At 36.7% G+C, this 22,214-nt stretch carries 17 protein-coding genes and 2 pseudogenes; 11 read left to right on the forward strand and 8 right to left on the reverse strand.

The genetic code is table 11. The features are described from left to right. Positions 1–222 precede the first annotated feature (222 nt). Positions 223–579 (forward strand): annotated as a pseudogene (locus tag AO843_RS25270) (tyrosine-type recombinase/integrase); the annotation flags it as partial. Positions 580–713: 134 nt separating this feature from the next. Here AO843_RS25270 and AO843_RS22225 read toward each other — a convergent pair. Further along, entirely contained in the window at positions 714–2,903 is a 2,190-nt protein-coding gene (locus AO843_RS22225; protein WP_054613248.1) for a DNA topoisomerase III, read from the reverse strand. A gap of 120 nt (positions 2,904–3,023) precedes the next feature. On the opposite strand from AO843_RS22225, the pseudogene AO843_RS22230 reads away from it, so the two are divergent. Further along, positions 3,024–3,239 (forward strand): annotated as a pseudogene (locus AO843_RS22230) (hypothetical protein); the annotation flags it as partial. Between the two features lie 237 nt (positions 3,240–3,476). Here the strand turns inward: AO843_RS22230 and AO843_RS22235 are convergent. The 5 genes from AO843_RS22235 to AO843_RS22255 form a co-directional block, all read right to left on the reverse strand. Further along, on the reverse strand, positions 3,477–4,547 hold the full coding sequence (locus tag AO843_RS22235; protein WP_054613250.1) for a glycosyltransferase family 2 protein: 1,071 nt from the start codon (positions 4,545–4,547) through the stop codon (positions 3,477–3,479). Positions 4,548–4,684: 137 nt separating this feature from the next. Beyond that, complete coding sequence (locus AO843_RS22240; RefSeq protein WP_054613251.1) at positions 4,685–5,434, reverse strand: hypothetical protein; 750 nt, start codon at positions 5,432–5,434, stop codon at positions 4,685–4,687. A 1-nt stretch (position 5,435) separates the two neighbouring features. Next, positions 5,436–9,218: a DEAD/DEAH box helicase gene (locus tag AO843_RS22245; protein ID WP_054613252.1), complete on the reverse strand. Its 3,783-nt coding sequence runs from the start codon at positions 9,216–9,218 to the stop codon at positions 5,436–5,438. A gap of 112 nt (positions 9,219–9,330) precedes the next feature. Continuing rightward, positions 9,331–9,885, reverse strand: a complete 555-nt coding sequence (locus AO843_RS22250) for an NADPH-dependent FMN reductase (protein WP_036122789.1) — start codon at positions 9,883–9,885, stop codon at positions 9,331–9,333. 119 nt (positions 9,886–10,004) lie between these two features. After that, positions 10,005–10,850 (reverse strand): oxidoreductase, encoded by an 846-nt coding sequence (locus AO843_RS22255; protein WP_054613253.1) that lies wholly within the window; start codon positions 10,848–10,850, stop codon positions 10,005–10,007. 229 nt (positions 10,851–11,079) lie between these two features. Here AO843_RS22255 and AO843_RS22260 point away from each other — a divergent pair, with 229 nt between their 5' ends. The 5 genes from AO843_RS22260 (at position 11,080) to AO843_RS22280 (ending at position 15,392) form a co-directional block, all read left to right on the forward strand. Then, the gene (locus tag AO843_RS22260; protein ID WP_054613254.1) at positions 11,080–12,126 is read left to right on the forward strand and encodes a PseG/SpsG family protein; all 1,047 of its coding nucleotides are present in this window, start codon (positions 11,080–11,082) and stop codon (positions 12,124–12,126) included. 203 nt (positions 12,127–12,329) lie between these two features. Further along, the gene (locus AO843_RS22265; RefSeq protein WP_054613255.1) at positions 12,330–12,515 is read left to right on the forward strand and encodes an SE1832 family protein; all 186 of its coding nucleotides are present in this window, start codon (positions 12,330–12,332) and stop codon (positions 12,513–12,515) included. 34 nt (positions 12,516–12,549) lie between these two features. After that, on the forward strand, positions 12,550–14,115 hold the full coding sequence (gene abc-f / locus AO843_RS22270) for a ribosomal protection-like ABC-F family protein (protein ID WP_054613256.1): 1,566 nt from the start codon (positions 12,550–12,552) through the stop codon (positions 14,113–14,115). Positions 14,116–14,518: 403 nt separating this feature from the next. After that, complete coding sequence (gene spx, locus AO843_RS22275; RefSeq protein WP_008176149.1) at positions 14,519–14,923, forward strand: transcriptional regulator Spx; 405 nt, start codon at positions 14,519–14,521, stop codon at positions 14,921–14,923. 22 nt (positions 14,924–14,945) lie between these two features. Next, on the forward strand, positions 14,946–15,392 hold the full coding sequence (locus tag AO843_RS22280; RefSeq protein WP_054613257.1) for a MarR family winged helix-turn-helix transcriptional regulator: 447 nt from the start codon (positions 14,946–14,948) through the stop codon (positions 15,390–15,392). Between the two features lie 110 nt (positions 15,393–15,502). Here AO843_RS22280 and AO843_RS22285 read toward each other — a convergent pair whose 3' ends face one another. Both AO843_RS22285 and AO843_RS22290 read right to left on the reverse strand, forming a co-directional pair. Beyond that, positions 15,503–16,051 (reverse strand): RNA polymerase sigma factor, encoded by a 549-nt coding sequence (locus AO843_RS22285; RefSeq protein WP_036117528.1) that lies wholly within the window; start codon positions 16,049–16,051, stop codon positions 15,503–15,505. Between the two features lie 333 nt (positions 16,052–16,384). Then, positions 16,385–17,518: a LuxR C-terminal-related transcriptional regulator gene (locus AO843_RS22290; RefSeq protein WP_054613258.1), complete on the reverse strand. Its 1,134-nt coding sequence runs from the start codon at positions 17,516–17,518 to the stop codon at positions 16,385–16,387. 193 nt (positions 17,519–17,711) lie between these two features. On the opposite strand from AO843_RS22290, the gene AO843_RS22295 reads away from it, so the two are divergent. The 4 genes from AO843_RS22295 (at position 17,712) to AO843_RS22310 (ending at position 22,064) form a co-directional block, all read left to right on the forward strand. Beyond that, positions 17,712–18,467, forward strand: a complete 756-nt coding sequence (locus AO843_RS22295) for an SDR family NAD(P)-dependent oxidoreductase (protein ID WP_054613259.1) — start codon at positions 17,712–17,714, stop codon at positions 18,465–18,467. Between the two features lie 19 nt (positions 18,468–18,486). Next, positions 18,487–19,230, forward strand: coding sequence for an SDR family NAD(P)-dependent oxidoreductase (locus AO843_RS22300; protein WP_054613260.1), 744 nt, complete (start codon positions 18,487–18,489; stop codon positions 19,228–19,230). A 291-nt stretch (positions 19,231–19,521) separates the two neighbouring features. Next, a complete protein-coding gene (gene epsC / locus AO843_RS22305) occupies positions 19,522–20,448 on the forward strand; it encodes a serine O-acetyltransferase EpsC (RefSeq protein ID WP_054613261.1) in 927 nt (308 codons plus the stop codon). Between the two features lie 233 nt (positions 20,449–20,681). Further along, on the forward strand, positions 20,682–22,064 hold the full coding sequence (locus tag AO843_RS22310; protein ID WP_054613262.1) for a dipeptidase: 1,383 nt from the start codon (positions 20,682–20,684) through the stop codon (positions 22,062–22,064). The last annotated feature ends 150 nt before the right edge of the window (positions 22,065–22,214 follow it).

Consider the following 22,214-nt stretch of genomic DNA (forward strand, 5'->3'; position numbering starts at 1 on the left):
TACGTTTTGCTTGTTCAGTTTTCAAAGTTCATTTTCATTCATCGTCCTGCGACAAGAATTAATATTATCAGAATGTAAAACAATAGTCAATAACTATTTTAAAATATTTTTTCGCTGTCTAAGTGACAGGTTCTATAATATAACATAATAACTTTTTATCAGTCAACACTTTTCTTCAAATGTTGAACACTACGAATCGCCGCTCCGATTTCGTTAGGGGATAAAGGCGATAAAGAAAGAGGGGTGTACTTTAAATGTCCGCTGTAATATTTGGTTTAAAAGATACATTGAAAGTCGTCAAGATAGAGAACCGGCAATTTTTGTTACTGAAAGGAATCCACATCATATGAGTATTGCGCAAATGAGATATATCATTAAACGAATCTCCAGTTTCGCTGGAATTAGTAAAGATTTGCAGCCCATCAATTAAGCCATTGTTACGCTACACATCTATTAAACAATGGCGCAACCGTTGAAGAGTTCAAAGTTTTATGGGTGCATTATAAAAGTGAAACTACTAGGATTTATACACAACTAAGCGGAAAACTTAGGAGGGAATTTTATCAGAAGTACTTTTAGCTTATTTAAAACCGAGAAACTCCATAATTATAAACGCTAAAATCATTGAATCAAAATCCCAAACTCCGACTTAAATAATATTTAAAGAAACCAGACACGTTTTATGAACGTTCTGGTTTCTTTAAAATTAATATTTATTTTTCTACATTAAAACCCTTTAATAAATCCGCAAAAGCATTATTCAAAGGCTCTGTTTCTTTCTCTTGCTGCTTCATGTATTTTTGTACACTACGTTTATCCACTTTACCTCCACCTTCTTTTTTACGGCGAGCTTCAAAAGCAGATAACTTCTCACGATAGCCACACTTACATACGAAGATTTGACCATCACCTTCGCCACGTAGCTCAAGCTTTTTCTTACACTGAGGACAACGTGCATTCGTCACACGTGACACATTCTTACGATGACCACATTCACGATCTTGGCAAACAAGGATTTTACCTTTTTTCCCGTTCACTTCAAGCATTGGCTTACCGCATTCAGGGCAAGTTTTTGTTGAAATATTATCATGCTTAAATCTCTTATCGCTATTTTTAATATCCGCTACAATTTCTTTTGTATGCTGCTTCATTTCATTAATGAAGGTTTCTTTTTTCAGTTTGCCTTTAGCGATTAATTCTAACTTTTGCTCCCATTCGGCTGTTGTTTCAGGAGATTTCAATTCATTAGGAACTAAATCAAGTAACTGACGACCTTTAGAAGTGATATGAATATCCTTACCACGCTTTTCAATTAGGAATGAATTGAATAACTTATCAATAATATCGGCTCGTGTTGCCACCGTTCCTAATCCACCTGTCGATTTTAACGTATCAGCAAGCTGCTTATTTTGCGTGTTCATATACTTTGTAGGATTTTCCATTGCTGATAAAAGTGTAGCCTCAGTGAAACGTGCTGGAGGCTTCGTTTGCCCTGATGTTTGAGTAATTAAATTTACTTTTAATACTTGGCCTTTTTCGAGACGAGGCAATAATTGTTCCTTCACATCTTCGTTTGATTCCTCATCATCAAAGCGATTTGAGTAAACTTCTTTCCATCCGGCAGAAATTACTGTTTTACCACGAGCAATGAATTTTTCCTTGCCAATTTGAGCTTGCACTGTTAACTGTTCATATTCATAAGCTGGGAAAAGCACCGCTAAGAAACGTTTTACAACTAAATCATAAATTTTACGTTCTTTATCGGTAAAGTTTGCAAAGTTCACGTATTCTTCTGTAGGAATAATTGCATGGTGATCAGATACCTTGCTGTCATCCACAAACGATTTATTTGCTTTAATTGGTTTTGAAAGCACTTTGTTTGCTAAAGTTCGATATTCTCCAATACCGCATGCTTTTAATCGTTCTGGAAGGGTGCTAACGATGTCTGAAGATAAATATCGAGAATCAGTACGAGGATAAGTTAGCACTTTATGAGACTCATATAGTTTTTGCATGATATTTAATGTTTCTTTGGCTGAGTATCCAAATATTTTGTTTGCATCACGCTGTAGCTCCGTTAAATCATATAACCCTGGAGAGAAAGATTTTTTCGGCTTACGTTCAATCTCGATTACTTTTGCATCTTGGTTATCTAATGAATTAACAACAACATCCACTTTTTCTTTACTAAAGCTGCGTGAATTACCATTCGCATCTTGCCATGTTAATTTTAATTCTTTTGTTTGTGCCTCAATTCCATAAAACGTTTGTGCCTTGAAGTTCTTGATTTCATCTTCACGAGCAGCAACCATTGCTACTACAGGAGTCTGCACTCGCCCTGTATTTAACTGAGCATTAAATTTAGTAGATAGCGCTCTACTTGAGTTCAATCCCAAATACCAGTCTGCTTCACTACGAGCTACTGCAGCTTGATATAGATTGTCGTAATTCTTTCCAGGTTTTAAGTTTGCAAAACCATCTTTAATTGCCTTATCAGTAACAGATGAAATCCATAGACGCTTGATTGGTTTATTCACTTTCGCACGATCAATAATCCAACGAGCCACTAATTCCCCTTCACGTCCGGCATCTGTTGCGATGATAATTTCATTCACATCATTACGTGTAAGTTGAGATTTAACTGCATTATATTGCTTACTTGTTTGTTTAATTGTTGTTAATTTCAGACGCTCTGGTAGCATTGGTAAATCTTCTAAGTTCCACTTTTTATATTTTTCATCATAGCTCTCTGGATCAGCTAAAGTAACTAAGTGGCCTAAAGCCCATGTAACAATATATTTATCTCCTTCAAGATAACCATTTCCTTTTTTATGACACTTCAGCACATTTGCTATATCACGTGCAACTGAAGGTTTTTCTGCTAACACTAAACTTTTAGCCATATATAACACCCTTTCGTACTTCCTAATGTTTAATATAGCACATGCTATATACTTAAACTTCTTTTAAGCAAAACAGAAAAGTAATTGGAAATTAATAAGAATTCTCTTTTAGATGTTACACAACGATTATTAGAGCTTCATGGGGAAAGAGATGGTCAAATCTTTGTATGTAAATGCGGCTATCGTGAAAAACTTTCTGCCTTTGAAGAACGACGTAAAAAAGACGAAGGCAAGGTTGATAAACGTTCTGTACAAAAATACTTAAAGCAGCAAAATAATGAGGAGTCAATAAACAACGCACTTGCTGAAGCTTTAAAGGGTTTAAAGTTAGATTAACTATAAAGAGCAAATTCACACAGAAAGTGAATTTGCTCATTTATTATGCATACTCAAATCCTCTAAACATATCTTAAATTGACTGAATATTCTATATACAAGAGAGGGGTTTTTAATGGAAGCAAAAAATTTTAGGCCTCGTAATGTGATTTTTATGACAATTGTTGTTGGTATATCTGTGTTAATTGGTCAAGCTATTTATGTTCTCTTTATCGATGTGCCCTTCCCATAATCAATTTAATTCTTTAATCGACTGAGTAAATATTTTTCATTAATTTTTACTTCCGGATGATTCGGTTTCCACTTCTTTGCCTCAAGATTATGCTGATAGGCATTTTCGAATAACCGTAACTCCCTATATAACAGACTTAATTGCAAATGAGGTATCCATGATGAGTAAGCTCGTTTTTGAATAGTCATTGAATCGACAGAAGCTTGTTGCAAAGCTTGAGAGTACCAGTAAATGGCCTCCTTATGTTTTGACTGCTCCATAAAAAATTGACCCATTCGGCAACATGCTTCTGGCTTTGGTCGATCATACAAAAAGGATTGTATAATAGCTTGCTGTGCTTGTTTATCATCCTGCAACAGTCGATAGCATTCCCCTATATGCAAACACGCCTCAATGCAATCATCTGTCGCACCCAACTCGCTATCTAGAAACGTATTGTATTGATTAATGGCCTCTAAATAACGCTGGTGCAGTTTCAATTCGTTAGCGTAATGAAACGAATCTCTTGCAGAAAGAGATTGCCCCTCTTGCAATAAACCTTCATAGATACGTATATTACGGTGGATATCCTTTGTTAAAGGTAAATGAGTAACAGCAATATCACTGTGAAAGAACTGGCCAGATACCTTTAAATATTCATGGACAGCGCCTTGCCATTGAAAATGACCTACTCTTTTTACTAGACGATATTTTCGTTCACTACACGCCACTACCCCATCATCATCTAGTATTAGGTAATGATCCATCGTAACAACATCAACAGTAGGATACAAAGATTGCTTTAGTAGTAATAATTTATGTTGGTTTTCCTTTGTCAAGACATCATCCGCATCAAGCCATAAAATGTAATCCTTTGTTGCCTGATGAAAGGAAAAATTGCGCGCTTTTGCGAAATGATCACACCATGGAAAATCAAAAATTCGAGAGGTGTAACTTTGGACAATATCCTTTGTACGATCAGTTGAACCTGTATCAATAATATTAATCTCATCCACTATATGCTGAACCGAATCTAAGCATCTTTCGATCGTACATTGTGCATTTCTAACAATCATACATAAACTAATCGATAACATCTGTCCCCTCCTTATCATGTAGTAATATACTATGCTAGTTCACCACTTTATCGAAACAATTTTTAAATTATCGCTCAACTTTTAGGACTTACCTTGTAAAATAAAAAAAACGAACGCTAGACACGTTCGTTTTCTTTCTATAAATATTGCTCACGCCAAATCAATTGTTCTTTATCAGTAAGTTGTTGTTCTAGATGGTGGTCCCATTGATTCAATATCGTATTCCACACTCGAACAAATAAAATTTCCTGCTCCTTATCGTAAAGAACAAACTCTAAACATGGACTATCATTAATTTGTTGAGCTTCTACTTGAACAATTCTTGCGATGATTTTTTGTGAGTTGCCTGTTTCTTCTTCATCCACTTCTTGTAGGGCAGCCATAATCAGTGACTCTTCAAATTGCTCTTGCTGCTCAGCTTCTCTATCTACATAACGATACAGCTCTGGTAACTCATCGTATTCATCATTATTTACATCAATAGTCAGAAATGATTGATGGCAAGGACTAAAGTAAAGAGTAGATGCTTCTACTTCTAATTCCTCTTCAAAGACACCTTGCTCAAGCTGTTGCTGTCCTTTTTCAGTTAGCCTAAAGTAGTCTTCCTCATTTTTCATCAGACCCACCCGAACCATTAAAGAAGTCAAGTCTTCGATAAATAAAGGATCGACAAGTAATAACTCACTCAATTCCTGTGTACTTCCAAAATCGGCCTCTTGAATACTTAGGAGCAGCATTGTCATTAAGACATCCATTGTGGAACGGCGAACAGGCTCGTAGGTCACATCCACTGTCCGAATTGGAATACACCATTCAGCAGTTTTGACAATTTTGATATTGCGATTTTGCTGCAGCTCACGCATTAATCGCTGTTGTAATTTTGACACACTAAATCACCAATCCTTCATGATTACGCAAGCCTTCGTAGGATTTTACTGTATTTAATAAATTCGTATACATTTCTCTTGTATCTTGATGTTTTGCTCGTTTCGCAAACATTTCTGCACTTCCTACAAGCAGTAGTAACTCCCGAGCACGGGATAAAGCGACATTTAAGCGACGATAATCTCTTGCAAAACCAATGTCTCCGCCCTTTGGTGTATTACGAACCATACTTACAAGAATCACGTCCATTTCCATACCTTGGAACTTATCAACTGTCCCTGTTCTAAACTGCAGATGTGGTAACTGTAACTCCTGCTGAAGAAGACGATTTATTTTCTTTACCTGCTCACCGTAGAAACTAATAACCCCAACGCTTTTCAGAGCATCGTGTGGCATACGCCCTGCTTCTTTTGCCGCCTTCACTGCGTCATTTAGGTCTAGCAAAATACGACGAATTGTTTGTAATTCCCCTTCATTATAACGGCTTGTCCCGCCTTTTACCTGTTCCTCTAAATAAGGTTTTTCAGTCGGAATATCAATCCATAATAAATGGTCATTACGTTTTACAAATTTCCCTTCCAAGCCATGGTCTCTCGCTAAATCCGAATCTGGTAAGCCACATTGCAAGCCATTTTCTTCTTTCGCGTAAAATGGCGTGATACTTTGCATAATTTTTTCATGCATGCGGTATTGCAGTGCTAGCATTTGCTTATGTGTTTGAGGCAAATTATTAAATAAGCGCTCAAACAATGATTCACGAAGTAAATTTTTTAATTCCTGTGCGCCCACAAAGTTAGGATTCTCTTCTAACATCGCCTTCAATGTTTCCTCCAGCGTATCGTCACCAAGTAGTGGTGGTAGCTGGTGATGATCACCTACCAAAATGACCTTTTTTCCCTTAAGCATTGGTAATAACAATTCTGGTGGTGTTGCCTTTGAAACTTCATCAATAATGACAACATCAAAGGTCGGATAATTTTCCATAAATTCTTTACTCGCTGAAGCAACACATGTGGTACCAATAACATTTGCGTGTCGTACATATAACTTTCGAATTTCATCTAAATCATATTCAGTAGCGTTTTGTAATTTTTCTCGCCATTGCTCTTGCAATTTTTTGCGAAGTGGTAGTTGCTTTTCCTGACGCTGTAAATCTTCAATAGCATGCTTGGAAGTTTGAATAGATTCCATAACCTCTTCTGCTGTTCGTTCTGGTGTTGATTGTAAGAGCTTCGTATATGTGGCCAGTTGCTTTTCTTTTTTCAATCCAGCGACGTTTATTTCCTTTAAACGCTCTTCCAATTGTAATAGCTGTAGGTCGACTTCCCGCAAGCTTGTTTGTACAGTTTGAAGGGATGCTTGCTTTGGTATTAATTGTACTTTAGCCTTTTCAACTTCTTCTAGTTGCTGATTGGCTAACTGAAGAGACTCTCGCAATTGTGCCGCAAGAATTTTTAAATACTCAACAGACTCTTCTGGTTCTTCTTCTAATTGGAAGCTGCTGGCTAGCTGTTGTAATCGCTCTGTATGCTGTAAAAACGGTTGCAATTGCCGCTGTATACTTTGTACATCAAAGCTTGTGATCGCACATTCTTGATGTAGTAAACTAACAAGATTTTTTCGAAATGACTCATATTCTTCGTCTTTATGCTCCTGTTGCTGCTTAAGCGCTATCCCTTTTTGCCAAACAAAATCACGACGCATGTAGAGTCCCAGTAAATAACTCTCAATTTCGTTAATGGCAGGCGTTTGATCGTCTTGAAAAGCCTTGTTTAGTTGCGCAAATACACCCGTAAGGTTTTGTAGAGAAAATGATTGCACTGGCTGTAATCGACTTTTGGAAAGAGCTTGCTCCTTCACATCTTCAGCCACTAATGTCTCTAGCTTTGTAATAGCCTTTTGAAGGCGGCTATTGATGGTAGACCATGCCTCTAAATCTTTCGCATCCTCTAAATGCTGTATGCGGCTAATTTGCTGCGAAAGGACATGAGAAGGGCGAATTTGATAATGTTGTAAATATCGTTGGATACGCTCATATGATGTCAGTGTATGGACGTACTTTTGCGCTTCCTTCATGATGACGAGGCGATAACTTTCTGTTTCATATTTCTGTTGTATATCCTGAAATTGAAGTGTTAACTGCTGTTTTTGCTCCAGCAATTCTTTATATTGAGCAGCAGCCTCTAGTTGCTCCATTTTTTGTGTAGTCTCCCGAATGGTAAGCAGTAGCTGCTCAACAGAAGGATGATCAGCAAGTGTCTGCTCAAACTGCTCTACAATTGGCTCTATTTGTGCGAGCTGCTTCTTATAATGCTCTTTTTGAGCTTCACACGTCTGTTGCTCTGTCTTAGCAGCTTTTAAGTCTTTTTTTAATGCTTGAATTTCTTGCTGTAAAATCGGTTCTTCGATAGCTGCTTGCTCTTTAGCTGCAATTTCTTGTGTCAATTCCTCAAGCCATATCTCTAATTTTTCAAGCTCATCATTTACTTTTATAAGATTGGCTTTGAACGCCTGCTCACGTTCAGGAAATATCAAGATGGCTTCTTCAATCGCCGCCAATGTTTGTTCACGCCACTGCAGAGCAACATTTTCTTCAATAAATTTTTTGCCTTCTTCCTCAATACTTTCCGTTCTACCATAACGTAAAATTCGAATCTCTTGATTGGATAGAAGCCGTCCTAATGCATTATCTACTGCTAAATTTGACTGGGATGCGACAAGTGTTTTTAAGCCAGCTTTCACATTTTGCTGACAAATCTCTGAAATCACAGTGGTTTTCCCCGTACCAGGTGGACCTTGTATGACATATAAATCTTCAACAGATAAAGCGCCTAAAACAGCTCGTCTTTGGTATTCATTTAAATTATTGTGAAATTCAATATCTTCCCTAAGCTTGGATGCTCGTACAATTGGACGTTTTTCAAAAAGGATTGTCTCTAAATTAGGATTTACGGCCTCGCCCTTTTCTAACTTTGTAAAGCCATTCCGTAATCTTCTAATTTGACTTAATGTCGCAAAATTGCTGAAGCTCGCTTGTTTCGAACGAAGATTAAACTGATCCTTGCGGGCCAAATCTTGTATGAAGGGCTTCAAATCAATTTCAACTGTTTGCTTTCCAGCATGGGCCTTCAATACTTGACCTATTTCACCACGGACTCCTTGAATACTTACACTCAAACCTTCTAATTTCTTCCACTCTTTATTCTTTATGTAGGGACATACGATAGTTAAACGTGTAAAATCCTCATTGAAATAGCTCTGCTTAAATTCGGTATGAATATCGTCAATAGTCGCGTCACGTTCTTGAATTTTCAAAAAGCCTTCCCAGCTGGCAATACGTTTTTTTACATATTCAGTCCGCTCTTCCGCTATCGGTAGTTGTCTGATCTTAGTATGAAGCTCAAGGGGAATACCTGCTCCGTTATTAGGCTTTGTAACAAATTGCAAAGCTGCTGCTAAGCGACGATTCGTGTTAATTGGACCTCGCATATGCACAAAACGAATATTAGTCGCCAGTAATCCTTCCAGTTTTAACACACAGTCCATAATGACCGTTTTCTCGGGAAGAATATCACTTAATTTTTCATTGTCCCCTGCATTAAAATAGATGGATAAAAATATTTCACCCACTGTTTTTGCTTTCCGTTTTTCAATGTAGACAGTAAAAGATCTTTGTAACGCAAAAAAGGCATGCTCGTTTGCTGAGCATTCCTCTACCGCTTCCTTAGCCTTATTAGTCAATATAAGACTACAGCGTTGTTTTTCTAGTAAAGCGATGTCCTGCATGAGCAGCCCTCCCTCCTGTGTCATTAAAGTTTTATTTTATCACATCCTAAAAGAATACTTACAAAGAAAAATCCCCTGCACAGTGATTTCTTACCACCGTACAAGGGTTATATTAATGTTGATCGATCGTTTCTTTAGGCAAGTTTTTGCTCATTTCACAATACTGAACAAATACACGTGCTAATTCTCGTAAACGACTATGAACGTCCTCATCTACAATACGATTATCTGCATCAAAATGTGATGTGTGTGTATATACATAATTAGGTGTAACAAGGGCACGGAAGTAGTCTAAAATAGGTTTTAATTGATTTTCTACCACAAGGTGATGTTGATATGTGCCACCATTTGCAACAATAGATACAGGCTTATAACGCATTGTTTTAGGATGTAAGAAGTCAAAAGCATTCTTCAAAACGCCAGGAATAGATGCTTGAAAAATTGGCGTTGCAATAATATAAGCGTCTGCTTCCTCGAATTGTTGAATCATTTTTTTCATATCTTCATTTAACGGTGAACCATCTACAATTTGATGCTTATATTCACTAAAATGCATCATTTCTAAATCGAAACTAGCATCTAATTCTTTAATATATTGTTCCACTTGCTCTAAAATAGCACCAGTTTTACGACCAAACATAGTGCCATCAACGAGTAAAATTTTCATTTTCATTTTGCCTCCACATTCATCTTCTACAATAATATTGTAACAAATGAAAAGTGGCTCGGAAAGAATTGTAATGATGAAAGCAATAAATTCAGTCTTTAGGCGGAAAGTTGAAAAAATTACTCCTTATCATATGAGCGGAAATGGACTTCTTTATCGACAACCTTATCGTGGATGTTATACTTCTCCCGATCAATCACTACATCACGATTCACTTTCTCGTCTTCATGAAGTGCGTCTGTCTTGCTAATTTTATCCCAATTAAATAATGTCTCCCTTGAAACATCCTCTTCTGACGCTTCTGGAAATTCAAATGTTGCTAATTCATGTGAAGGATAAATAGTGACTTGTTGTCGCTTTCCATACAGTGCAATAATAATCATTGCCTTTGCTACTTGAGAAGCTTCAATGGCTCTAGAACGCTTTAAAGGTCCTATTAATAAAGGCTTCGCGATTTTCAATACTTTCGCTCCTGCCTTTTCCCCTAAACGAAGTTCATCACGTTCTCCCACTAAGAGTGAAGGTCGAATAATAGAAAGCTGCTGTAAACCTAGCTCCATTAAATCATGTTCAAGCTTTCCTTTAACTCGGTTATAGTAAAAAGGAGAACTCTCATTAGCTCCCATTGCAGTGATGACAAGAAAATGAGGAATCCCACGCTTTTTTGCCAATGAAGCAATCGCTAAAGGATATTCAAAATCGACCTTTTCGAACACCTCACGAGAGCCTGCTTTTTTTATGGTTGTACCTAAACAGCAATATAGTTCATGCGCAAATTCAATATCTTTTTCCTCCAACCTATTAAAATCGCGAATTTTCACTTCTAGCTTAGGATGCGTAAAAGTTGGTTTTCTTCTCGCAATTACTGTCACGGAAACATATTCATCATTTTCACATAATTGCTCTACTAGTGAAGAGCCAGTTAAACCAGTAGCTCCCACAACAATCGCAGCACGCATACCCATGTCTCATCCCTCCTTCTATAAATACCATCATTATGTATGTATTTTCTCATTCTAAGCTCACTATATATATCGACCATATTTTTGATGATTAAAAAGTTATTTATCGTACCTCTGAGATAGCTATTTGTAAGATTCACTTGAAAAGATCATTTATCAAATCCTAAATTTTACACATACTTGCTCTTTCTTCGCCATAATTTAAAGAGACAGAGGAAAGGGTGGGATACATTTGCAAAACGAAACGCAAGCAATAGTACCGAAAAAAACGATTGTTTTCATTATTGAAAGCTGTATTGATAAAGGGCTGTATCCTTTTGAACGGGTTTCAACATTAGCTAAGCTACTTACAAATGAGAAAATTTTCATATTTGTAAAGACTCCTTCAAATGACGGGATCCAAATTTTAATCAATGAAGGTCTATCTCCCGTTTTATTTGATCATTTTAATGAACTACCTAAGCAAATTAAAGGCATTCAGCCAGATTTAATTGTCAGGGATGGGCGCAATTCTGAAAGTTGGCAAGTACAGGATTTACGACCTTTCTGCAAAACGATTATTCACTTTGATGATTTTGGTGAAGGTGGTCAAGCCTGTGACTGTGTACTACTAGCACTCTATCATGAAGCTAAAGATTATTTACCGTCTCATTATATTGGCGGAAGCTTTGTTTTTGCACTACCAGAAGCCTATCAAAATTTTAGCCATAGACCTGATAGTAAAACATCTGAAAACCCTCCCCATATAGTTGTAGCTTTTGAAGATGGGGACGAGCATAATTTAACCTACCGTACGCTTCGACACTTAACACAGTTACAAATTCCACTACAAATTACAGTTATGATTGACGACAGCTACCGCCATGCTACGGACGACTTGCAAATGATGGTGCTAAGTCGTCGCAACACTGCCATCCTTCGCGATAAAAATGCACTTCTCAAACTTTTACCAAAAGCAGATGTTATTATTTGTAATGCCAATTATACGCCTTACAAAATTGCCTCTTACGGTGTGCCATGCATTACACTTGCACAAACGGAAGCGGAGCTATTACATGCTTTTCCGAGAGAACAGAACGGTTTTATTCATCTAGGACTTGGACGCAAAATGAAACAATCCCAAATACAAAATGCAGTTATGGAGTTTCTTTTACACGAAGCTCGAAGTGAACGTGCCGTAAAAAAACAACGTCAGCTTAATCTCGTTAGTAACAATGAAACACTCTTAGAACTACTTTTAGACTTTGCTTATGATCGACATAATATCGCTTCTACTTAGTGCTACTTCAAAGATGATTATGATACAATATATAAGAAATTTTCACTTCAGTATCTCTTCTTATGAAAGTTGGGACTTAAGTAAGTTCAAAGATAAAAAGTTCCCGATTGATTTTAATGGCTAAGCGGTGGGGGATCATCAAACCCCCATCGCTTTTTACACGCATTCGCTATACAAATATTCTTACGAAAGGAGCAATCATCATGCCAACAAAAAATGATTTAGAATATCAAATTAAAGAGTTAAAAATGGACTATATAAATTTACAAGGCGATATTGAAAAATTGGAGTCTACAGGACACAACGATCAAGTAGCACAAGCAGAGCAACGTCTTGCAAATATGGAATCTCAGTTAGCAGAGCTCAACAAGCATCTTGCAGAACTATAAAATGTAAACATGAAAGACAGTTGGAGGAACATATATGGCAATATTAACAGTTGAAAATTTAGGTCACTCTTTCGGGGATCGTACACTCTTTAAAGATGTATCGTTTCGCTTAGTAGAAGGTGATCATATTGGACTCGTTGGAGCAAATGGTGTAGGTAAATCAACTTTAATGGGCATCATTACTGGACAAACGATCCATGACGAAGGAAAAGTTGAATGGCTTCCCGGCACACATTATGGTTATTTAGATCAACATACAGCACTAACAGCTGGTAGAACGATGCGTGAGGTGTTGCGTGACGCTTTTCTACCTCTATATAAAAAAGAAGAGGAACTCAATGAAATTACAGGGAAGATGGCAGAAGCGACACCTGAAGAATTAGAAGTTCTATTAGAGCAAATGGCTGAGGTACAAGATGCATTAGACGCAGGAGACTTCTATTCACTCGATATGAAAATCGAAGAGGTTGCACGTGGACTTGGTCTTGATGCTATTGGCTTGGAACGAGATGTAGCTGCTCTTTCAGGTGGTCAACGTACAAAGGTTTTACTAGCTAAACTATTATTAGAAAAACCAAAAGTTCTATTACTAGACGAGCCTACGAACTATCTTGATGAAGAACATATTACTTGGCTGAAAAACTATTTAAAGAACTATCCATACGCCTTCTTATTAATTTCACATGATACAGAGTTTATGAACGAAACGGTGGATGTCATTTTCCAACTCGAATTTTCAAAATTAACTCGATATACAGCAACATACGAAAAATTCTTAGAGCTTGCCGATATCAATAAACGCCAGCATATTGAAGCTTATGAAAAGCAACAAGAGTTCATCAAGAAGCAAGAAGATTTTATTGCAAAAAATAAAGCACGATACTCAACTACTGGCCGTGCCAAATCACGTGCCAAACAGCTTGACCGTTTAGAGCGAATTGATCGACCAGAAACCTCTGTAAAGCCAGAATTCGGATTTAAAGAAGCACGTTCATCAAGTCGCTTTGTTGTAGAGGCTGAAAATTTGGTGATTGGTTATGATAAAGACAAGCCATTACTTCCCCCACTCACTTTTGCTATTGAGCGAGGAGAGAAAGTTGCTTTAGTCGGCATGAATGGTGTAGGTAAATCAACATTACTAAAAACAATGCTTGGTAAAATCAATCCTCTCGGTGGCAAAGTAATTCGAGGTGATTACCTTTACCCATCTTACTTCGAACAAGAAGTAAAAGCGGAAAAGATCACACCAATTGATGATGTATGGAATGCCTTCCCTTCAATGGAACAAGCTCAAGTACGTGCTGCTCTAGCGAAAGCTGGCCTAAAAACTGATCATATTACACGTCCACTCAATTCGTTATCAGGTGGGGAACAAGCGAAAGTTCGTTTATGTAAATTAATGATGGAAGAAGCAAACTGGCTTCTTTTTGACGAACCAACAAACCATTTAGATGTGGATGCAAAAAATGAATTAAAACGTGCCATGAAAGAATTTAAAGGCACAATTGTACTAGTAAGTCACGAACCAGATTTCTATGACGGACTTGCAACGAAAGTCTGGGATGTTCAAGATTGGTTCACTTCAGGACAACAAAGCTAAATCTAAAAGGGTAGCCTCAAAATCATTTGGGACTACCCTTTTTCATCTACCTGTGAAGCACTAAAAATAATTTTCTAACGTTTCTATGTATAATTTCCCTCTTTTAAACATACTATAATCAGTGGACTGATATTTTTTAACCTAGCATTTAGATAAACCTATGCTTCATGTAGTCCCTATTCACATTCCTTAAACTTACATCATTGTAAGCTGAGATAATGAAACTTTTTGTCATAGTCTTCGTATATGTTAATATACCTGAAAAAATCATGGTATTATAAGAAATTTTTCAAATAGCTATTGATTTATATATAGCTTACTAGTAAGATATATATATAAACTATTTACCTTACTGATAAGATATTTATAAAATATAATCTAAAAAGAAAGCGAGGAATGAAGAATGACAGTTACAATTTACTCACAAGCGAGCTGTTCTTCATCCAGAAAAGCACTTAAATGGTTAAAAGATCACAATATTGAATATAAAGAAAAACGAATCACTTCCCACCCACTGACACTTGCAGAATTCAAAGAAATTCTAAGCATGACTGAAGATGGAACAGATGAAATTATCGCAACAAACTCAAATGATTTTAAAAACTTAAATATCGATATCGACCAACTTTCTATTCAGGAGCTATTTGCTATTATTCAAGCACATCCAAGAATGTTACGTAGCCCTATTTTAATAGATGAAAAACGCATTCAAGTTGGTTACAATGAGATGGACATCCGTCGTTTTATTCCACGTAAAGTACGTGCTTACGAATTAAATGCGATGACAAGATTGGCACAAGAAAGTTAAAACAGTTTTGGAGATGACCTTCATGGATCAAGAAAAACAAAAAGCCATTACCTCTTTATTTGAAGTCGTTTCATCAATAGAGCGTAAGTGGGCAAACGAGTGGAATAATCATAATGTACTCGGCTTTTCAAAATCCCATATTTTAATATTAGATTACTTATCACAGGAGGGCCCAAAACGCCCTTCTGCTCTTGCTGAACGCTTAAAAGTAACGACAGGTGGCGTCACAGTTTTAACAACAAAGCTTATTAATGCTGGCTTTATTGAAAAAACGCAGCATGCTACAGATAGACGTGCTTCACAGCTAGTCATCACTAATGAAGGTGAAAATATTTTAAAAGAATCTCGTCAGCAAGTGAGTGAAATTATTAACAATATGTTTGGCATGCTTACAGCAGAAGAACTGCAAACATTACGAAATATTTTTTCAAAGTGTCTATTAGATGTAGATATGAATCGACCCGAATGAACGCGTAATAAAAAGATGCATCGCAATTACTTGCGAATGCATCTTTTTTTAGATTAGTCGAACCAATACTTCCGTCTAAGTACTTATGGTGTGCGACCAATCAGCTATTATTACGCTGGTAGCACAGACTCCACAATGGCTGTATCAGACATAAGCATTTCTTTTAATCGAGCCTTTGCACGGAATAAACGAGATTTCACAGTACCGATGGAAACTTTCATAATCGTAGAGATTTCTGCAAGTGAATATTGGTCTATGTAGAAATACCATAAAGTTTTTCGGTAGATGGCATCTAATTGTTCCATTTTATCTTGCACTAATTTTGTTACAATGTCCTTTTCAATCTTTTCTTCGGTAGAAATTTCATTATTGGGAACCAAATCTAAAATCGGTACGTCTAATGTTTCAGGTTGGTTCATCATATATTTGCTACGGCGCACTTTTTTACGGTAGCGATCTCTAAATGTATTCATTGTAATTGTTGTGAGCCAAGCTTTAATATGCTCTACTTCAGCAACGCTGTCTTCGTAGCGCACAACCTTAACCCAAACTTCTTGCATTAAATCCTCAGCTTCTACATTATTGCGAGTTAGTTTTAAACATAGGTGATATATATAACGATTGTACTCCTCATATACGCCTTCTAATTTTTCATTCATTGTGTATGCCTCCGCTTCTTGTTCTTGCTTCTATACACATTCTCGCAAAATAATGTATTACACTCTATCGTATTGGCTTTCAATTTCATTACAATCGTGTAAGCTTAATCGCTTTTGCTTGTAATATTCGTAAAAAATGTTTTACTACTATATTACTCACCCTTCAAAACACCGCTCCATTACATTAAACCCCTATTTCCATTGCTATTTTCTTAATAATATTTATTATTAGAAAATTAAAAATCTGCCACTTTAACAATGACTTGTAAAGTAAGCAGATTCTAAACATGAACCATTTAATTATCTATTGGGCAACAGAGTGGATTTGCATGGTTAACTTAACAGCCCTAAACGAAAAGCTGAAGCAACGACTTGTGTTCGATTCTTTGCTTTAAGTTTTGTCATTAAGCTACTTACATAATCTCTCACTGTATGCTCACTTAAAAATAGTAATCCTCCAATTTTTTTATTGTCATAGCCCTCTGCAAGTAGGCCAAGAATCATGGACTCCCTTTCTGTTAAACGAAGTTCTGTATTTTTTTCAACCTTTTCACCTTTTCGTGATAAAAATAATCCTAATCGCTTCCCTACTTCTTCAAGCAACGCTAATTCATCCTTAGTGCAATCAAATTCTTCACCTAGTTGATCAAATGTCAGCCATCCAAATAATTGATCTTGCCGAATAATTGGGATAAATATAATTGAAGATAAATTAAATAATTGAATATGTTCTTCCTTCACATAATTTTTAGGGTTTTTTAAATATATGGGTTTTCTTGAGCCGAGAACTGTATTTTCACCAGTAAGCTCCCCTTTCATACTTTGAACCTTTGGAAGCTCTGCCCCAATAACCCCGTAAAATTGATTGGACCAGGGCACATATGCATAAAATACACATCTTTTATAACTAAAATACTCTTCACATTTCTTTAAAATATAGGCTAAATCCTGATAGCCAGAGGAACTGATGAGCAATTTATCGAGTTGATCTAATAATTGAAGCTGTCTAAACTCCTCACTTTCAAAAGTAGTTCTCCGACTGGTTTTATCATCCACTTCACAGTCATAGTAAAGCTGTACTAAAAATGTAAATATCGATAGTACATACATTAGAATGGCATTCATCCGACTAATTTTCTGCTGAATCATAAAAGTAATCAATGACTTTTCTAAAATCAATTGGAATAGATGAAAGCTTCTCGTATCGATAATGGATAATTGTGATTGAAGCCATGTATTAAAAAAACTTTTAAAATCATCATTTAACTCTTCGATGTTCGTATGCGTCATTAGACGTAGAAACGAATCCAGTAGCATTGCTGCTCTTTTTCGATCAGCTTCAGCAATCGAAGGTTCTAGATTGAGGTAAATATTCGTATTCTCTTCAATTTGTTTACTATGAATTTTGATAAATAACACAAATTCTTGAAGTGTCATTTCTTCAAAGGACTGAAATGAATGCGTCATAGGAAATTCTTCTCCTTCATACTAAAAATACCCCTATAAATGGAGGATATTCACTTACTATATTATACAGCATCTTATAGGATAGTATTTCAAATTGAAAGGAGTAAGATGAAGGTATCGCTAAAACATAGCGAATACTTTTGAATCCTACGGTAACCATATAACCAGATATAATGGAAGGTGTGTGTTTGAAATGAGACTGGAAAATAAAGTAGCCGTTATTACAGGCGGAGGCACAGGAATCGGGAAAGAAACTGCACTATTATTTGCGAAAGAAGGAGCAAAAGTAGTCATTACAGATATAAACGAACAATCTGGCAATGAAACAGTCCGCAATATCCAAGCAATTGGAGGCGAAGCATTATTCGTACGTCATGATGTTAGCAATGAAGACGACTGGAAAAAGGTTGCAGATGAAACAATTAAAACATTTAACAAAGTTGATATTCTTTTCAACAATGCTGGCATTTATATTATTAAACCACTTGCGGAAATCGAACTTTCTGACTGGAATCGCTTAATGTCCATCAATGTGACTGGTGTCTTCCTTGGTATGAAACATATTATGCCGCTTATGGCTAAACAAAATCAAGGCTCTGTCATTAATGCTTCTTCCATTGCGGGCTTAACAGGCGCTGCTGGACATGTATTATATGGGGCTAGTAAAGGTGCCGTACGCATTATGACTAAAGATGCGGCAATGGAATATGCTCCGTACGGAGTACGCGTTAACTCAATCCATCCTGGCTATATCGATACAGGGATGGCCGATTATGCATCTGCAACAACAGGAAGCTCTAAAGATGAATTAGGGAAAAACTTGTTCCCATTAGGACGTTTAGGTTCCGTAAAAGAAGTGGCTCAAACAGTACTATTCTTAGCTTCTGATGAATCCTCCTTCTCAACAGGTGCCGAATTTGTTATTGATGGTGGAGCAACAGCAAAATAATATAAAGGTGGTCATTGAAATGAAACTAAATAATAAAGTAGCAATCGTCACAGGTGGTGCTAGTGGTATCGGTGAAGCCACAGTTCGCCTCTTTGTCCAAGAAGGTGCTCAAGTAGTCATTGCTGATTTTTCAGAGCGTGGACAAAGCATCTCAGAAGAATTAAATAACAATGGTTATGATACACTCTTCGTGAAAACAGATGTTACAAGCGAAGAAGACATTCAAAATATGATTAAGGAAACCGTTCATAAATATGGGAAACTTGATATTATGTATGCCAACGCCGGTGTAGCTGATGATGCACCAGCGCACGAGTTATCTTTCGAAAAATGGAAAAGAACAATTGATATTAATTTATCAGGAGTATTTCTTTCTGATAAATATGCCATTGAACAATTCCTTGTTCAAGGAACAGGTGGCGTCATCGTCAACGCTGGCTCTATTCATAGTTTTGTTGCCTTACCAAATCCAACAGCCTATTCATCTGCAAAAGGCGGCGTAAAGCTATTAACGCAAAACCTATGTACAGCTTATGCCAAACAGGGTATTCGCGTAAATGCAGTATGTCCTGGTTATATCGACACACCTCTATTGGCTGAAGTAGACGCTCAAAAGAAAGAATATTTAGCCTCCCTTCACCCACAAGGTCGACTTGGAAAACCAGAGGAAATTGCCAAAGCTGTTTTATTCTTAGCAAGTGATGATGCGAGCTTTGTTAATGGTACAACACTCCTTGTTGATGGCGGCTATACTGCTCACTAATAAAAAATTTACGGGTCTGAATTCGGTATTGTTCCGAAATCAGACTCTTTTTATTTGCTTAAAATCCTTCCAGCGCAGATCGGTCTAGATCATAACATGAAGCAGTAACCTTTAAAAGCAGTCGTATTTTATGGTAAAACAATATAAGATTATTTAATTGCAACTCCACATGCAGGTATTTTTTCTATAATATAAATATTAATATATTTTAAAGCTAAAAGAGTTGCTATTGGATGAAATGCTTTGTACTTTTATTACATCAGTTATTATGAAATTGAGGGGTGTTTTATAATGAGTTTAAATGATTGGTTAAATGAAAAGGTCCCAGAAATTACAAGTTCATTAAGTGATATTAACCGACAGTATGTTGATATTGAAAATTCAATTGGCTTTGTTGGGCGCAATCAAATTTATAAAATTTTAGATAATTTTCATGAAGTACTGTTCCCAGGTATCCATACTGCTCCACCGATCGATACTACACGCGTCAATATTGTAAGTAGTAATAAACTGCGTGAAACGGCATTGGATTTACGTGATATTATCGAAAAAGTTTTAATTTATAATTTGGAGTACAACAGCAATCTTGAAAACTGTACTTGTCAAGAGGATGCAGATCGCATTGTGATGGATTTAATTTCGCAATTCCCAAAAATCCGTAAAACCTTGCAAACAGATATTCAGGCGGCGTACAACGGAGATCCTGCTGCCCTTTCCACAGAAGAAATTTTATTAAGTTATCCATCGATTGTTGCGGTATATATTCACCGTATTGCACATGAATTATATGAAGTGGGCGTACCGATTGTCCCACGTATTATGTCTGAGTATGCACATAGTTTAACAGGAATCGATATTCACCCAGGAGCGACAATTGGTGAATCTTTCTTTATCGATCACGGCACAGGTGTCGTAATCGGTGAGACATGTATAATCGGCAATAATGTTAAAATATATCAAAGTGTAACGTTAGGGGCATTAAGCTTCCCTCTTGATGAAAATGGTAATCCAATTAAAGGAATTAAACGTCATCCGAATATTGAAGATAATGTTGTTATTTATGCAGGTGCAACAATTTTAGGTGGCGAAACGACAATTGGTCACGATTCAGTACTAGGCAGTAACATTTGGCTAATGAATTCAATACCACCATATTCCCGTGTTTACAACTCACCACCAACACCTAACATCAGTAGCAGTAAATCGAAAAATATTTAATAAGGATACACCCTTGCTAAATGAAGATATGTCGAATAAAGGATCTTTACCAGAAGTCGAGGTTATGTTGACCTCCACTCATAGGTATCTACTAAAAGACACTGTAATGGAATTTTTACAGTGTCTTTTATTTTTCTATACGTTCAGTTTATTTATGAATCCTACTTAATACTTTCTAGAATTGATATGCTATACTATTTCTATTATCGAAATATTAGAAAGAAGGATGCTAGATGACAAATTTACAGCAAATAGACGCTTATTTTGCCGAACATCGTGAGGCTCATTTAAACGAATTGAATGAATTTTTGCGAATTCCAAGTATTAGTTCTTTATCTGAGCATAAGGAAGATATCCAACAAGCTGCACAGTGGCTTGCCAATGCGTTTGAAAAATTAAATCTTGAAAATATCTCGATTACGCAAACTGCAGGTCACCCTGTTGTCTATGCTGATTGGTTACACGCAGAAGGCAAACCAACTATTTTGTTTTATGGTCACTATGATGTACAACCTGTTGATCCATTAAATTTATGGGAAAGCGAACCTTTCAATCCTACAATTCGCGACAATAAATTATTTGCTCGTGGTGCTAGTGATGATAAAGGGCAAGTATTTATGCATTTAAAAATGATTGAAGCTTTATTTGCAACAACGGGAACTTTACCTGTGAACGTTAAATTCATTTATGAGGGTGAAGAAGAGATTGGTAGTCCACACCTACCTGCCTTTGTTGAACAACATAAGGAAAAATTAGCAGCGGATTTAATTTTAATTTCTGATACTGGTCTTTATGGTCCTGGTAAACCTGCAGTATGCTATGGCTTACGTGGTTTAACAGGCATTCAAATTGATGTGCGTGGAGCTAAAGGAGATTTACACTCAGGTCTTTATGGTGGAGGCGTACAAAATGCCATCCATGCATTAGCTGAAATTTTAGCATCCTTCCGTGATGAGCATGGCACAATCCAAGTGGAAGGTTTCTACGACAAAGTATTGCCATTAACAGAAGCAGAACGTGAAGCTTATCGTGCGCTTGGCTTTGACGAAGAGTCAGTAAAACAAGAAGTTGGTGTAAAAGAATTATTTGGTGAACAAGAATTTAGCTATCTAGAACGCACTTGGGCTCGTCCGACATTAGAGGTTAATGGCGTCTTTGGTGGTTTCTCTGGAGAAGGCATCAAAACAGTTTTACCTGCTGAAGCTGGCGCTAAAATCACTTGTCGTCTCGTTCCAAATCAAGAGCCAGATGAAATCGTAGCACTATTAAAAGCGCATGTTGAAAAACATAAACCTGCTGGTGTTGAAATAAACATTTCAGAATTTGATAAAGGCCCTGCATTCTTAACACCTTTTGATCATCCATTCATCCAAGCAGCTGGACGTTCTTACGAAAAGGTTTATCATGTACCTACTGCTTACACACGTGGCGGTGGATCTATCCCTATCGTAGCCGCATTTGATGAAATTTTAGAGGTACCCGTGGTGTTAATGGGCTTCGGTTTATCAAGTGAAAACTTCCACGCACCAAATGAGCACTTCCATTTAGAAAACTTCGATAAAGGTTTACGTGTTTTAAGTGATTATTTATATGAAGTTTCGACATTACAAAAATAATTCTCTATCCAAAACAAATCCCCTCACATTTTCAGTGAGGGGATTTCAGACTGTAGACAAAAGCCATCGAGAAGTTCACTCTCGATGGCGCTTTTGTCATTTTTCTTTCTCTTTCATTTTCAATATTTGGTAAATCAATGCCGAATCCAA

This window comes from Lysinibacillus sp. ZYM-1 (assembly GCF_001308875.1).
Lineage (GTDB): Bacteria > Bacillota > Bacilli > Bacillales_A > Planococcaceae > Lysinibacillus.